The sequence below is a fragment of the Borrelia sp. RT5S genome (assembly GCF_021165755.1).
Taxonomy (GTDB): domain Bacteria; phylum Spirochaetota; class Spirochaetia; order Borreliales; family Borreliaceae; genus Borrelia.
In genome coordinates, this window is record NZ_CP088936.1 from 447,292 (window position 1) to 462,918 (window position 15,627).

Below are 15,627 nucleotides of genomic sequence, written 5' to 3' on the forward strand. Positions count from 1 at the left end.
AAGAACGCATATAACAGTCCAAATTCATAAAACAAAACACTAAAAACAGCCTACCAAATGCTACAATTAACTAGCAAGGAGTAGACATGCACAAAAAAATAATCAGCCTAATATTATACTTACTCATTTTGAATTGTACCTCAACACCGAAAGATATACCCGAAATACCAAAAGGCGAAGAAGAAAGTCTTACTAAAATAATTTTTTTAGAAACAAACACAAACGAGGAAGAAATTGAGAATTTAAAAAGATACGCTGAAGGATATGCTAAAGAGTTAATCAATTGGTTGACTATTACAAAAAAAATAATTGAAAAAAATCATATTGAGTTTTTAAGCAAAATGCCCGCAGAAGACAAACAATTTATAGAAGACGAATTAGAAAAAAAACTGGAAAATTACAACAAAACCCTATTCATCAGGGATGACGTCTATCATCAATACACATTAGATGAAAAAAAGTCGCATTTCATCCCATTAATGACCGAAATCTCTATTTTATATAATGGAGCAGAGAGTATAAAAAATGCTTATGACAACTACATTCAACAAAATCAAGACATGAAATAAATAACATCCAAATTTTAATGGCTAGATAAAACTAATGTCAAGATTAAAAAAGTCAATTAAGAATTTAGCGACTCCGTCTTCATCATTGCTGAATTTTGTAATCTCGTTATTTGATAAATTAATTCTAACAAATTCGTTTGCATTCCTCATTACAATACCTTTTCCGACGTTTTTTAACATTTCGTAATCATTGCCGTTATCTCCAAATGCTAAGATATCCTCAATATCGACACTTTCAAGGAAGGCAATATTTTTAACGGCATTATACTTGTTAGCGTCTGCGTTTGTAATTTCTAAAAGATCTCGCGCAGAATAAAATACATGTACGTCCTTGAAATTTTTCTCTCTTATTATATTCCCAAAATTTTCAAGAGCTACAAAGTCTTGAGAAAAGTAAACTATTTTAGAAAAAGAATCCACTTGGAGAGAAAATAGATCAGTAATAATAGGCCTTACCTCTAAATTACTAATAAAGTAATTCATAATTGGACTCCTAATTTCTCTATCGGAATACCAATCGGTTAAAGTATAAAGATTAATATCAATCTCTCCCCTATCAAGCTTAAGAATTTCTCTTACTAGGTCATATTCTATCTTGTACCTCAAGATTAAATTATTCTGCAAAAACACCTCAGCACCGTTGGCCGTTATCATATACCCCTTTTCAATATCAATTTCTTTAAGTTGCAACATAACATCCTTAATTTCACCTAATCTCCTACCGGTAGCAATAATTATACGAAAATCATTCCTCAGTTCTGAAAGAACTTTAAGAGTCAATGGGGTAATCCTGTGCTCGTTGTTAAGTAAAGTCCCATCAAGATCAAAGACTAGCATCTTATATTTTTGATAATTAGAATTCATGTACAAATCTCTCTTTGAGGTACATAATATCATACTTACTATTGGCTACGAATCATAGCGATAATTTAACTTGAATTAAATTGATAAAAAAAATACAATTGGAATAGTAGAAATTACGAACAGAGAGTCAAATATAAGCTTAATGAATGGTCAAATTTCAACTTTGTTCTCAGCGGAGAGAATAGGAAGTAGAATTAAAGAGTTAGCTCAGGATATTAGAGATTATTACAAGGACGAGAATAATGTAGTTTTTATATCTCTTCTTAAAGGCTCATTTATATTTTTTGCAGATATTACAAGAGAGATTGGACTTAATGTAAAAATAGATTTTCTACAAGCTTCAAGTTATGGCACTAAAGATCACTCTTCACTAAAAGTGACAATAAAGAAAGATATTGACATTAACATAGAAAACTGCTACGTAATACTCTTTGACGACATTGTAGATACCGGATTAACCTATAAAAAAATTATTGAACATTTAAAAACAAAGAATCCTAAAGAGATTAAAACTTGTGCTCTTTTCAATAAGCCATCTAAAAGATTAACAAAATTACACATAGACTATGTGGGATTTGAGATTGATAATCATTTCATAGTTGGCTATGGTATTGATTTTAATGAAAAACACAGAACCTTAAAGGATGTATCAAAAATAAACAAATAGGAGACAAAGATGTCAGTTTATGCGGTCATTGGTACTCAATGGGGAGATGAAGGAAAGGGAAAGATTATAGATTTTCTCTCGGCAAGGGCAGACTACGTTGTAAGATTTAACGGAGGCAATAATGCTGGGCATACAATCGTTGTCAATAATAAAAAATTTGTTTTTCATCTGTTACCTTCTGGTGCCTTACAGGGATCAAATTGCATAATTGGTCCTGGGGTAGTATTTGATCCAAAAGTTCTGATAGAAGAGATTGAGATACTCAAACAAAACAACATTAAAACAAAAATACTAATCAGCGATAAAGCTCACATAATAATGCCCTATCACATTAAAATTGACGAGCTTAGCGAACAAAAAAAGGGTCATGACAAAATCGGAACTACTAAAAAGGGAATTGGGCCCTGTTATGCTGATAAAATAAATAGAACGAGCATAAGAGCTGTTGACCTACTTAGTATGGAAATTTTTGAAAAAAAACTAAAGGCAAATTTGGATGAAAAAAACAAAATTACAGAAAAGATATACGGCGAGAAACCTTTAAATTACGTCGATATCCTAAGTAGCTACAAGGAATATATAGCAATTCTTCAACCTATAATCACAAACACAGAGGAAATATTAAAAGAAGCTCTGGTTTCTGAAAAGAACATATTAATAGAAGGAGCACAGGGCACAATGCTTGATATTGAGCATGGAACATTTCCATTTGTAACATCAAGTAGTACATTAATCACAGCGTCCGTAGGGTGTGGCATTCCTGTTTCAAAAATAAAACAAAAAATTGGAATAGTAAAGGCTTTCTCGTCAAGAGTTGGGGAAGGTCCATTTGTGAGTGAAATTTCTGTTACTGGAGACAAAATTAGGGAAAAGGGAAAAGAATATGGGGCAACCACAGGAAGACCCAGACGGATTGGATGGCTTGACCTTTTAACTATCAAAAAATCTGCATACCTTAACGAATTAGACCATTTAGCTTTAACAAAACTAGACGTCCTAAATGATATGGAAGAGCTCAAAATTTGTGTTGCCTATGATTATCAAGGAAGAATATATGAATATATACCTACTTCCTGTGAAATATTAAAGAAGGCTAAACCTGTATATAAGAGTTTTAAGGGATTTAAGCAAGATATTAGCGATATAAGCTGTTATGAAGATTTACCAATTGAGGCTAGAGAGTACATCGAATTCATTGAAAGAGAAGTTGGAGTTCAAATCTCGATTATTTCCCTTGGGGAAGAACGAGAAAAAACCATTTTTAGGAATAAAGAATGGATAAGTATGTAAACCCTTTAGAATCAAGATATTCAAGCAAAGAAATGCTTTACATTTTTTCACCAGAATTTAAGTATACAACGTGGAGAAGGCTTTGGTATAATTTGGCCCTAACACAAAAAGAATTAGGGGTAGATATTACCCAAGCACAAATAGATAAACTACATAAACATATTGAGAATATTGATTTTACTGTTGTAGAAAAATATGAAGAAGAATTTAAACATGAAGTTATGGCTCATCTTTATGCGTATGCTGATTCAGCTGGGAAGGATGCTAAAAAAATTTTACATCTTGGCGCTACAAGTGCATTCTTAATGGACAATACAGATTTAATTCAAATAAAAGAAGCATTGTTGCTTCTTAAAAATCATTTAAAAGGTATCATTAAAACTTTAAATAATTTTTCAATAAAATATAAAAATTTGACAACACTTGCCTATACACACTTACAAGAGGCCCAATTAACAACCCTTGGCAAAAGAAGCAGCTTGTGGCTTAAAAGTTTGATCTTTGATCTTAAAGAACTTGATTTTATTTTATCCAATCTGTGTTTCAGAGGAGTAAAGGGTACTGTGGGTAATCAGAGTAGCTTTAAAGAATTGCTATCATCTAACTTTGAAAGAGTAAAAACCCTAGACATAAGCGTGGCTAAAAGAATGGGATTTGATAAAGTTTACAAAATAACTAGTCAAACTTATGATCGAAAAATTGATTCATCAATTTTAAACTTTCTAAGCAACCTAGCTCAAAGTGCACATAAAATCACTAACGATCTTAGGTTCATGCAACATCTTAAAGAAATTGAAGAGCATTTTGAAGAAAAACAAATAGGCTCCTCAGCAATGCCTTATAAAAGAAACCCCATCCATAGCGAAAGGGTAGCCTCTCTTGCCAAGTTTATAATGAGTTTACAAACAAGTGGCGGGTTTATAGTTGCAACCCAATGGCTTGAACGGACGCTAGACGATTCGGCTTGCAAGAGGCTAAATATTCCCCAAGCATTCCTAGCAGCAGACGCCATCTTGATATTACTTAATAAAATATTTAACAATATTAGAGTAAATGACAAGATAATTGAACAACATGTAAAAACAGAAATGCCATTTATCTTAACAGAAGACATACTAATGAAAGCAGCCAAAAATGGCGGCGACAGGCAAGCACTGCATGAAAAACTCAGAACTTACTCCATGCAAGTGAGGGAGAGTATTTACTTAGGAAAAAATGAAGATGACCTAATTAAGCTAATTCTTAAAGATAAAAGTTTTAGACTGACGTCTACAGATATAGATGAGATCTTAAATTCAAATCAAAATACAGGGTTTGCACCTTCCCAAGTTGAAGAATTTCTTCAAGAAGTAGTAACCCCTGTTCTTGAAGAAAAATAAGTTCTATTTAGGCAAGAAGTTACACTTTCCTTTGTACAAAATCTCTTAAAGATTATCAAAATTTTTCCAATCCGATTTTGCTCTTCTTGGTCCTACACATAACTTTTGAGATTTATTTTCTTCTTCATCGTGTAATGAAAGAGACTACTTTTATTGCTTCTCAACACACCCGATTCAATGATTTTTCCACGCTTTCTATTTCCCTGCCAAAAAAGAACCAAATGCTACCTACATAGAAAAATAAAACTCATATTGACAAACAAAATAAAGTTCAATAAAATCTTAAGAGGTAAGTAAATCTTGGGGATCATAGCTCAGGTGGTTAGAGCGCAGGTCTGATAAACCTGAGGTCGGATGTTCAACTCATCCTGGTCCCAATTTTTTGATTTCGCAAATGAGAAGCAAACCCAAGGCCTGCTTCTTATTTCTTCAATTCCGGCCAGTAGCCTCTGTTAGCCTTAATAAGATCATCAAGAATTTTCTTGGCAACACTTGCGCTTGGTACCATCCTAGACATAGTCAAAGCTTGCCATAACTTTAAATATGATTTCTCCCTCCAAGCTTCAACTGTAAGTTTTTCAACAGAAACCTGTTGCTCCATAAGTCCTTTTTGAAACTGAGGTATTCTTCCCATACATATACGCTCAGGGCCATTAGAACCAACAATACAGGGAACTTCCACCATAGCAGTAGGATCAAAATTTTCAACGGCTCCATTATTTTCAACAATCAAAAGCATCCTTTCGCCTGTATTAAAAGCTATTGCTCGAGCAAGATCAACGATGTAGGATGCATGCTCATCTATCTCAATGGTAGTACCAACAGCAGTATTATTTTCAGCTATTCTCTTACATTCTCCAAAAACTTTAGCTTCTCTGCCCTCCTTTACCTCTTTAACTCTTGTTTTGGTAGGGTCGGTGTGCGTAAGCTCATAGTCGCTATACAAATAATATTTCAAATAAGTATTCGGCAAAGTAGTTGGATCAAGGGCAACCACATCTTTTACTTTGCTAAATGTTGAAGTCCAACTTTCGTCAATATGCTGTCCTGTCTCGGCCTCTCTTCCTGAAAGATACCCATGCTCTTTTACATGCTCTATTAATTTTGGCATCAAATCATCACCGTTTACATGTCTAACCTCATTCCACCAACCAAAATGATTAAGACCATAGTATCTTACAACCAATTCTTTTCTAGATTTTAATCTTAAAATCTCAACAAATCTATTCTCTATTCCAACTGGCATATCACAAATATTTAATATCCTAGATTTAGGGCGGAGGCACCTTGTAGCCTCCGCAACAATTGCAGCAGGATTGGAGTAATTTAGCATCCAAGCATGAGGTGAATATTTTTCCATGTAATCAACAAGTTCAATAACTCCTCCAATTGAACGCATACCATAAGCAATACCGCCAGGTCCGCATGTTTCTTGTCCAACAACTCCATGCTTAAGAGGAATTGTTTCATCAAGTTCTCTCATCTCGTATTTACCAACTCGAATATGCGCCATTACAAAATCAACATCACTAAAAGCTTCTCTTGGATCTGTGGTATAAGAAAACTTTACATCGGGATATCTCTCCCTAATTAATACCTTGCAAGCTCTACCGACAATATCTTGACGCTCACTATCAATATCATAAAGCTTAATATGCCCAATGGGAAACTCATCAAGATGATCAAGCAACATCAACACTATACCCGGAGTAAAGGTACTTCCTCCCCCAGCAATCACAATATTAAATTTTTTTTTCATACTTCCTCCTCTTTACTATCAAGAATAGATTCTATCTCCTCTCTTAATATTGGAACATCAAGTCCAATGACAATTTGAAAATAATTATTTGTCTTAAATATTCCCTTAACGCCATGTTTTTTAAAGCTTTCATCAGGATGAACTTTATTAACATCTTTAACAGTAATTCTTAGTCTTGTGGCACAGTTGCTAATATCTTCAATATTGGATTTCCCTCCCAACATATGAATTATGCTTAAAGACTGATGTCTGCGTTGATCTCCGATATAATCCCTTTTAGTATGTAGTTTAACAGGAGTATCGTCTTCCCATCTACCAGGTGTCTTGAAATTAAACTTCAATATTAAGTATTTAAATGAAAAGAAATAAATAACTGTAAAAACGCTACCAATAATAATCTGCGCCACATAAGGCCCGGGGTGATTCTTCCACATAGGAATCCAATTTAACAATGCAAAATCAATTATCCCGGTGCCCATGTTACCTACAAGACCAAACGAATACATAATGGCGGACATGCACCCTGCAAAGACAGAATGCAGAACAAACAGTGCGGGAGCAGCAAAAAGGAATGTAAACTCAATTGGTTCTGTTATTCCATTAATCATTGAGGTAAGAGCTGCAGGGACTAACAAACCTTTCAAAGCCTTTCTCTTATCTTCTTTCGCAGTGTAATACATAGCTAAAGAAAGCCCAAGCACACCAAACACCTTAGAATTTCCATGAAGGGCAAACCCACCTCCTGGAAACAATTCTTTAAGAGGAATAGTACTTTGAGAAAACTCTTGAATATGTTCAGCCCAATACTTTAAAATTCCATCATCAACAACAGCTGGGCCAAATATAAATGGTTGATAAATAAAGTGATGAAATCCAAAGGGAATTAAAACTCTCTCTAGGAATGTGTAAAGCCATACCCCAAAAGCTCCTGAATAGGCCATTACCCCTTGCAAACCTGCAATTCCCATTTGTATTCTAGGCCATATAATACAAAAAATTACCGCTAAGGGTAGCATTGTTAAAAAGCTTAGGGCTACTATATAATTACTACCTGAAAAAATTTGAAAATAAGGAGAAAACTTGACATCAAAATACCTATTGTGCAAATAGATAATGATGCATGAAACTGTAATTGCCCCAAATATACTAGTATCCAGTGTTTTAATATTAGCTAGCATAGTAAGTCCACTGGTCCCTCCTGGATCCATAGAATAATCAACCCCAAAAGATTGTCCGTAAAGACTTAAAATAGCCGCAATAAAATAATTAAAAAGTAAAAATGCAAGGAAAGATTCAATACAAGCTCTAGCAGAAGCTTTCTTTGCTAAGCTTATTGGCAAGGCAGCAGCAAAAAGCAAAGGCATTTGTCTAAAAATTGTCCAACCACCTTCCCCTACCATCCACCAAAAATCTCTCCAAACCCCAGGACTTGCTCCAACCAAAAATACAGATGACACTCCTACTACCAACCCAAATAGAGCAAAAAACAAAGCAGGAATAACCATTGCACTTCCGAACTTTTGCATTGTTTGTACCATAAACGAAACTCCTATTATTGAATAACAACAATTACCATAAAAATCTATAATAATTTAATACCTTTATTCTGGTATAAGTTATTTAATAAGATTAAATAACTTATACCAGAATAAAGGTATTCTTTGCTTTTGTCAACAACGCTTTTGTCAACAACACACAAAAACGGCTGCAAATTAAAAAAGAACCGCCTAAAAGGCTCTTTTCTGATTCACAGCCACTCAAAAACCGCCCTGTTAACCAAATCTAGAAACTCAACACCACAGACCCAACCCCCAATCCCAACAAAAATGGAGGTTAAGGGACTCGAACCCTTGACCCTCGGCTTGCAAAGCCGATGCTCTAGCCAACTGAGCTAAACCCCCAAAAAAGCCTTCAAAAAGACAAAGGAAGAGTTAAATCAATACCTACTTTACTTAATTAAATTCTTTCTCTTAGAAAGGAGGTGATCCAGCCGCACTTTCCAGTACGGCTACCTTGTTACGACTTCACCCCCCTCACTAAACATACCTTAGACACCTTCCTCCCTTACGGGTTAGAACAATAGCTTCGGGTATCCTCAACTCGGGTGGTGTGACGGGCGGTGTGTACAAGGCCCGAGAACGTATTCACCGTATCATTCTGATATACGATTACTAGCGATTCCAACTTCATGAAGTCGAGTTGCAGACTTCAATCTGGACTGAGACCTGCTTTATGCGTTTTGCTTCACATCACTGCTTCGCATCGCTTTGTACAGGCCATTGTAGCACGTGTGTAGCCCAGGACATAAGGGCCATGATGATTTGACGTCATCCTCACCTTCCTCCGGCTTATCACCGGCAGTCTTGTCTGAGTCCCCATCTTTACATGCTGGTAACAGACAATAAGGGTTGCGCTCGTTGCGGGACTTAACCCAACACCTCACAGCACGAGCTGACGACAACCATGCAGCACCTGTATATAGACCCCAAACGGGGACTAGTTATCTCTAACCATATCCTATATATGTCAAGCCCTGGTAAGGTTCCTCGCGTATCATCGAATTAAACCACATGCTCCACCGCTTGTGCGGGCCCCCGTCAATTCCTTTGAGTTTCACTCTTGCGAGCATACTCCCCAGGCGGCACACTTAACACGTTAGCTTCGGTACCAACCTTTCGGTTAACACCAAGTGTGCATCGTTTACAGCGTAGACTACCAGGGTATCTAATCCTGTTTGCTCCCTACGCTTTCGTGACTCAGCGTCAGTCTTGACCCAGAAGTTCGCCTTCGCCTCTGGTATTCTTCCTGATATCAACAGATTCCACCCTTACACCAGGAATTCTAACTTCCCCTATCAGACTCAAGATACACAGTTTCCAGCATATTCCCACAGTTGAGCCGTGGTATTTTACGCATAGACTTGTATATCCGCCTACTCACCCTTTACGCCCAATAATCCCGAACAACGCTCGCCCCTTACGTATTACCGCGGCTGCTGGCACGTAATTAGCCGGGGCTTATTCCTAAATTAACGTCATCTCTTTGTCATTTCCTACAAAGATTATTCCTCACTTATAAAAGAATTTTACAATCTTTCGACCTTCATCATTCACGCAGTGTCGCTCCGTCAGGCTTTCGCCCATTGCGGAAGATTCTTAGCTGCTGCCTCCCGTAGGAGTCTGGACCGTATCTCAGTTCCAGTGTGACCGTTCACCCTCTCAGGCCGGTTACTTATCATAGCCTTGGTAGGCCCTTACCCTACCAACTAGCTAATAAGACGCAGACTCATCTACAAGCGAAGCTTTAAAGGCTTCCTTTCATCAATCGACAGCTCGACTGACCTTATTCGGTATTAGCTACTATTTCTAATAGTTATCCCCATCTCATAGGTAGATTATCCACGCGTTACTCACCCGTCCGCCACTGAATGTATTGCTACATCCCGTTTGACTTGCATGCTTAAGACGCACTGCCAGCGTTAGTTCTAAGCCAGGATCAAACTCTTCGTTATTTTTATCTTTTTATTTAAAATCAACAGGTTATCATATTCGGCTTTAAACCTTACTTAACTCTTCCCTTCTCTTTTCTTCCAATCCTTAATTTCAACTCTTATTACTCTATAATATACATTAATCTTTGTCAATACTTGAAATTTATTTTTTTATTCCAGTGCTTTTAAATAAAATTGTCTACATCTTTATCTTTTTTACTACTTCTTACTAATCTCTTAACAATATCTAAAACTCTACCTATACCTTCATATCCATCGTAACAACCTCCTCTTATATTTGCACCCAAGACAATTTTAAATCCCGCCTTCCGTGACGCTATCACTTTGCTTTCAACACTAGAGGATGTTTTAATTTCTCCTGAAAGCGAAATTTCACCTGTAAAAATCAACTCTTGACTCACAACAACGTCCGTCTTGGCTGAAAATAATGCAACTAAAATAGCAAGTTCAATCTCTATATCATCAATTCTAACCCCTCCAGACACATTGACATACACATCATCGTTATTAAAATTAAGATTTAAATACTTACTAAGCACTGCTAGGATTCTTGATATTTTCTTAGAATCTATCTTTTCTGAAAAAATCCTGGGAATATTCATACCTGTCTTTACTATTAAAGCCTGTATCTCAATGAACAAAACCCTACTGCCCCTATTCACAATTCCAATGGCAATTCCTGAAGATACCTTTTCTTTTTTTTCCAAAAAAATAGAAGAAGGGTCCTTGATTTCCATAAGACCTAACTTTGTCATTTCAAAAATACCTATCTCACTTACGGACCCAAACCTATTTTTAGTTGCCCTAAGCATACGCAAAGATTTTTCTGCCTCTTCAAAATAAAAAACAGCATCTACCACATGTTCTATTATTTTTGGACCCGCTAACATACCGTCTTTTGTAATATGTCCTACTAAAAATAAAGTTATATTCCTTCCCTTTACCCATTCTACAAGTTTATAAACACAATGCTTTAACTGAGATACTCCCCCAAGACCTCCTTGAGCTTCTTTTGAATGTAAAGTTTGAATGGAATCAACAACAATAAAATCAACCTTAAGAGATTCAACCATCTCAATTAAAGAATCAACATCTACCTCATTAGTTATCAATATGTCAACAGAAAGCTTAAGTCTGTTTGATCTTAATTTAATTTGCGGAATTGACTCTTCTCCTGCAAGATAAAGCACGCTCTTACCAGACATCGAGACAACATTAGCAATCTGAAGCAAAAAAGTTGATTTTCCAATTCCAGGCTCCCCTGCTATTAAAATTACACTACCAAGCACAACTCCAGCACCAAGCACTCTGTCAAATTCTTCAATACCTGTTAACTGCCTAACATTATCAACTTGCTTAAAATCCTTTAAAGAATAAATTTCATTTTTTTTACTACTATTTGGGGTCTTTCCATGCCCAGCCTTATGCTCGGTATAAGATTCTAAGCTATCCCAACTAAAACACTCAGGACATTTGCCCAGCCATTTTAAAGATTTATACCCACAATGCAAACACTTATAAATTTCTCTTTCTTTATTTTTTCCCATAATACAAATAATTAAACAAAAAGATTAAAATAACTTAATTCTTGCTCTTCCTGCTCACCAAAACTGTGAATTCTCCCTTGACTTTCTTATTTCCTTCAAAATATTTCCTCAATTCCAAAGGTTTACCGACCCTGTATTCCTCATGTACCTTTGTCATCTCTCGCCCAACAAGAACATTAGCTTCCAAGTCCACTAACGAAAGCTCAAATAACAATTTCAAAATTCTATGACTGGACTCAAGAATTACGAATGCATCTCCTCTACCATAAAGTTCTTCTATCCTTTTGATCCTTTTAACCCCCTTATTTGACAAAAATCCTTCAAATACTATCACCTTATCCCTGAAAGGATTTACACTAATTATTGCATTAAAAGAGCTAACGCCTGGTATGGGACAAACTTTGTGTCCATTTTTAAGTGCCGCATCAATAAGCACTCCACCAGGATCGCTCAAACAAGGCGTACCCGCGTCACTAACAAAAGCTACACTCTTTTCATTGGATAAATACTCCAACAACAATTTTATTTTCTTATCTTCTGTTGCTGCGTTACAAGAAACTAACTTTTTAACAATACCATAACGAGCTAAAAGCCTTCTAGTAATTCTTGTATCCTCAGCAAATATAACATCTACTAATTTTAAAACATCAACCGCACGATAAGTAATATCTCCTAAATTGCCTATAGGGGTACCAACAACATAAAACACATAGTCTCCTTCGCATTAAAATTGAAAACACAAATACTCAAATCATAAAACTTATACGTATTACATAGAAGCGCTACTTAAAATTTTAAATCATATTAATTTTTAAAATTACGCCTTACAATCAAAGAAACATTATACATAAACTAACAATCTTAAAACACTCAATAATTTGTAAAATGTTCAAATATTATATAGCATGAGAAAATCTTCGTTTTATGGTATATTTATGTTACCAGGTGGTGTTTGCAACTGAAAGTTAAAAGGCGGTAAATTTTATGTTTAAGCTCATAAGGAAAGTGTTTATAGTTTATTTTTTATGTGTCACCTTGGCTGGTCTTGTTATGGTTTTTTTCGATAGCAAGTTTTCGGAAAGGGAAAATGTTGAAAATGGAAAGGGACATATCATTAAACATAAGATTGAGCCTGCCCTACTAATATTCACCTCTTCAATTGGGGGGTTTTTGGGAGTTTATGCCGGAATATGGATCTTCGATTACGCAGAGAAGGACTTCTACTTAAACTGGGGGAACTTGATTATACTGATATACAACATAGGGTTAATCCTTTCTGTATATTCCAAGGCGACCAATAGGTAATAAGTCAAGAGTTGTTCATAATAATGCCACTCTTTATCATGTATTTATAAACTTCTTCTGGGTTTTCCAGGCTCTCAATCAGATTTTCAGCCTTGTCGTTAATTCTTTCCACCAGCTTCTTAAAAGTCACTCTTATTCCTCTACTTTCCAAGAAGTCTTTCGCTGGCTGAGAGATGACTCCAGCCTGAACATTCTGAAGCCCAATGTTATATATTATAATAGCTGCAGCCTTCCCCACGACCTTATCATAAATTTCCAACCCTTCTTTATTTTGAATATACTTGTTAATAAAATTATCAACCTCCAAAAGGGGCTTTAAACCTCTTTCCATATTAGAATAAAGTATCCTATGATCCTTAAACAACCTTAACGTAGGATTCAATCCTGATATCATTTCCAACCCCTCAAATAATTGCTCACTTACTAAAAATAATCACTACTAATGATATACATAAATCAAAAATACTTCAACATAAAAAAAGATGATATATCATTGAGTTGCATGTTACTAATTCCTAAAGAAAGTATCCACTCAAAAATTGAAGTAAAAAAATCCATTTTCTTATCATATATTTTTCATGTAGAGAAAAAAGAAGAAATAAGTAAAATATTAAGAGAATATAAATTGAAATTTAGAAATGCATCACATGTCGTCTACGGATTCAGAATTGGCACTTCAATCTCATTTATAAACGGAATGAGTGACGACAAAGAACCTCATTTAACAGCAGGAAAACCTACGCTAGATGCAATATTGAAAAACAATTTAACAGACACCCTAATAATTACGGTGCGCTATTTTGGAGGCACTCTGCTTGGGAAAGGAGGACTAATTAAAGCATATTCCAAGGCAGCAGAAGAGATAATCAGCAAATCGAAGCTGACAGAAAAAGAAGAGATGGAAACATTAAGTCTAAATTTAAGCTACAATCAATATAATCTACTTATAAGAACAAAAAATAAGCTTGGAATTAAAATTACAGATGCAAGTTTTTTAGAAAAAATAAACACAACGATCGCATTCAATACAAGAGACAAAGCAAGCATCTTACTATTTTTACAAGAAAATTCCTTAATTTAATAGTTTCAAGTGTATTTGTTTCATCACATTAACACAATCTTATGTACTAGTCGTATTTTTACTATTGATGCTCTACTTTTCGCCATTTATGTTCTACAATGGAGTATTGTTGTAGCACTTACAACAAGAGAAAATTTTTATGAAAGTGATTTCTGTTATTAACCAAAAGGGTGGGGTTGGCAAAACTACTAGTGCCATAAACATTGCTTACTCGATGACAATTCTTGGTAAAAAAACTCTTCTAGTAGATATTGATCCTCAGGGAAATGCTAGTAGCGGAACAAATATTTTAAAAGAAGAAGTTAATCTTTCAACTTCAAGTTATGAACTTATTTATAAAAAGCAAAAAATTGAGCCTATTAAAATTTTCAATTTAGATGTAATTCCTTCAAGTCTTAAATTAGCATTACTTGAGAAAAAACTAATAAATGAAATCTCAAGAGAGAGTTTTTTAAAAAATTCTCTCCTAAAATACAAAAAAGATAGATATGATTTCATACTTATTGATTGTCCTCCCACCCTCTCAATACTTACAATAAATGCTCTTGTTGCAAGTAAATATATTTTAATACCAATAGAAACAGAATTTTTTGCCTTTGAAGGAATTAATCAACTATTAGACACAATAAATGCAGTCAAGCAAATAAATAAAGAATTAAAAATCACCGGGGTCTTTATAAATAAACATGATATTAGAAACAAAAGTAAAGAAAAATATATTGAGTATCTCAAAAAGGTATTTAAAGAAAATTTTTTAAACACCAAAATAAGAAAAAATATAAGTATCTCCAAATCACAAGAAGAAAAAATACCAGTACATATGTACAATAAAGCAAGCAATGCAGCTAGAGACTTTTTAGATCTTACAAAGGAAATAATCTGCAGGATTGAAGGATAAAAATGTCAGATAATCTAGACACGCTGATGGCTCTAATGGGTCAAAAATTAGAAAACAATGAAAAAAACGAAAACGCCTTTGCGGAACAAGAATTAATTATTATTGAAAGTAAAAATTTTGAGTACGACAAATTGGACAAAGAAATATCCGAATTTTTGCGGATGAAGCAGCATGAAATCTTTAACATCTTTAACGATACATATACAGAAATTGGAAGAATATTAAAAGAAGCCCAAGAAAAACTGCGCGGTAGTAACCAATATGACGGACTTTTTTATAAATGGTTTACTAGTATGGGGTTTAAAAAGGACAAAGTTTACTCGCTAATGTCAAGATATGAGTTGCTTGTCGAATATTCCGATAAGCAACTCATAATAAACAATTTACCGTTATCGCTCTCATATGAAATTTCAAAAAAATCATGTCCTTTTAATTTAAAAACAGATGTTCTTAATGGAAAAATAAAATCTTTAAAAGAGTTTAAGTTACTGTATAGAAGAGATAAAGATTACGAAAAAAATCCTGAAATAAAACTCAATAATACTCCAATCAAATCTGGAGAAGTTATTAAAATAATAGAACTGTTACTACGAGAATTAGAAGATATTAAAAATATTGAACTAGACGCAATTAAACACAAAGAACTTCTCTCTGTTCTGCAAGAACTACAACAAAACCTAGATTACATAAAACGACTCGCTTCTAGTTCCAAAAGAAACCGTGCCTTTCAGGAATAGAAAACACAAAACCTCGAACA

Annotated in this window: 14 protein-coding genes, 2 tRNA genes and 1 rRNA gene; 9 read left to right on the forward strand and 8 right to left on the reverse strand. The window is 34.7% G+C overall.

The window, feature by feature from the left end; all coding sequences use genetic code 11:
- Positions 1–86: 86 nt before the first annotated feature.
- Entirely contained in the window at positions 87–569 is a 483-nt protein-coding gene (locus tag LSO06_RS02140; protein WP_231760437.1) for a hypothetical protein, read from the forward strand.
- Positions 570–590: 21 nt separating this feature from the next.
- Here LSO06_RS02140 and LSO06_RS02145 read toward each other — a convergent pair whose 3' ends face one another.
- Positions 591–1,433, reverse strand: coding sequence for a Cof-type HAD-IIB family hydrolase (locus LSO06_RS02145; RefSeq protein ID WP_231760438.1), 843 nt, complete (start codon positions 1,431–1,433; stop codon positions 591–593).
- 142 nt (positions 1,434–1,575) lie between these two features.
- On the opposite strand from LSO06_RS02145, the gene hpt reads away from it, so the two are divergent.
- The 4 genes from hpt (at position 1,576) to LSO06_RS02165 (ending at position 5,146) form a co-directional block, all read left to right on the forward strand.
- Positions 1,576–2,100 carry a hypoxanthine phosphoribosyltransferase gene (gene hpt / locus LSO06_RS02150; protein ID WP_231760439.1) on the forward strand — a complete coding sequence of 175 codons (525 nt, stop codon included), beginning with the start codon at positions 1,576–1,578 and terminating at the stop codon, positions 2,098–2,100.
- A gap of 9 nt (positions 2,101–2,109) precedes the next feature.
- Complete coding sequence (locus LSO06_RS02155) at positions 2,110–3,390, forward strand: adenylosuccinate synthase (protein ID WP_231760440.1); 1,281 nt, start codon at positions 2,110–2,112, stop codon at positions 3,388–3,390.
- Complete coding sequence (purB, locus tag LSO06_RS02160; RefSeq protein ID WP_231760441.1) at positions 3,375–4,769, forward strand: adenylosuccinate lyase; 1,395 nt, start codon at positions 3,375–3,377, stop codon at positions 4,767–4,769. Before LSO06_RS02155 ends, purB begins: the two co-directional genes overlap by 16 nt.
- A 303-nt stretch (positions 4,770–5,072) precedes the next feature.
- Positions 5,073–5,146 (forward strand) — tRNA-Ile (locus tag LSO06_RS02165).
- 44 nt (positions 5,147–5,190) lie between these two features.
- Here the strand turns inward: LSO06_RS02165 and LSO06_RS02170 are convergent.
- The 6 genes from LSO06_RS02170 to rsmI form a co-directional block, all read right to left on the reverse strand.
- Positions 5,191–6,528, reverse strand: a complete 1,338-nt coding sequence (locus tag LSO06_RS02170) for a 6-phospho-alpha-glucosidase (RefSeq protein WP_231760442.1) — start codon at positions 6,526–6,528, stop codon at positions 5,191–5,193.
- Complete coding sequence (locus LSO06_RS02175) at positions 6,525–8,066, reverse strand: alpha-glucoside-specific PTS transporter subunit IIBC (RefSeq protein ID WP_231760443.1); 1,542 nt, start codon at positions 8,064–8,066, stop codon at positions 6,525–6,527. The genes LSO06_RS02170 and LSO06_RS02175 overlap by 4 nt, the downstream gene beginning before the upstream one ends.
- Before the next feature lie 289 nt (positions 8,067–8,355).
- Positions 8,356–8,429: transfer RNA gene (locus tag LSO06_RS02180), tRNA-Ala, on the reverse strand.
- Positions 8,430–8,502: 73 nt separating this feature from the next.
- A 16S ribosomal RNA gene (locus tag LSO06_RS02185) occupies positions 8,503–10,039 on the reverse strand.
- A 164-nt stretch (positions 10,040–10,203) separates the two neighbouring features.
- A complete protein-coding gene (gene radA, locus LSO06_RS02190; protein WP_231760444.1) occupies positions 10,204–11,586 on the reverse strand; it encodes a DNA repair protein RadA in 1,383 nt (460 codons plus the stop codon).
- A gap of 34 nt (positions 11,587–11,620) precedes the next feature.
- A complete protein-coding gene (gene rsmI / locus LSO06_RS02195; RefSeq protein WP_231760445.1) occupies positions 11,621–12,295 on the reverse strand; it encodes a 16S rRNA (cytidine(1402)-2'-O)-methyltransferase in 675 nt (224 codons plus the stop codon).
- Between the two features lie 275 nt (positions 12,296–12,570).
- On the opposite strand from rsmI, the gene LSO06_RS02200 reads away from it, so the two are divergent.
- Positions 12,571–12,891, forward strand: coding sequence for a hypothetical protein (locus LSO06_RS02200; RefSeq protein WP_231760446.1), 321 nt, complete (start codon positions 12,571–12,573; stop codon positions 12,889–12,891).
- A gap of 4 nt (positions 12,892–12,895) precedes the next feature.
- On the opposite strand, the gene LSO06_RS02205 is transcribed toward LSO06_RS02200, so the two are convergent.
- Positions 12,896–13,285 (reverse strand): DUF1893 domain-containing protein, encoded by a 390-nt coding sequence (locus tag LSO06_RS02205; RefSeq protein ID WP_231760447.1) that lies wholly within the window; start codon positions 13,283–13,285, stop codon positions 12,896–12,898.
- Between the two features lie 108 nt (positions 13,286–13,393).
- On the opposite strand from LSO06_RS02205, the gene LSO06_RS02210 reads away from it, so the two are divergent.
- The 3 genes from LSO06_RS02210 (at position 13,394) to LSO06_RS02220 (ending at position 15,607) form a co-directional block, all read left to right on the forward strand.
- Positions 13,394–13,972, forward strand: a complete 579-nt coding sequence (locus LSO06_RS02210; RefSeq protein WP_231760870.1) for a YigZ family protein — start codon at positions 13,394–13,396, stop codon at positions 13,970–13,972.
- Between the two features lie 139 nt (positions 13,973–14,111).
- Complete coding sequence (locus LSO06_RS02215) at positions 14,112–14,870, forward strand: ParA family protein (RefSeq protein ID WP_231760448.1); 759 nt, start codon at positions 14,112–14,114, stop codon at positions 14,868–14,870.
- 2 nt (positions 14,871–14,872) lie between these two features.
- On the forward strand, positions 14,873–15,607 hold the full coding sequence (locus LSO06_RS02220; protein ID WP_231770527.1) for a hypothetical protein: 735 nt from the start codon (positions 14,873–14,875) through the stop codon (positions 15,605–15,607).
- Positions 15,608–15,627 lie beyond the last annotated feature (20 nt).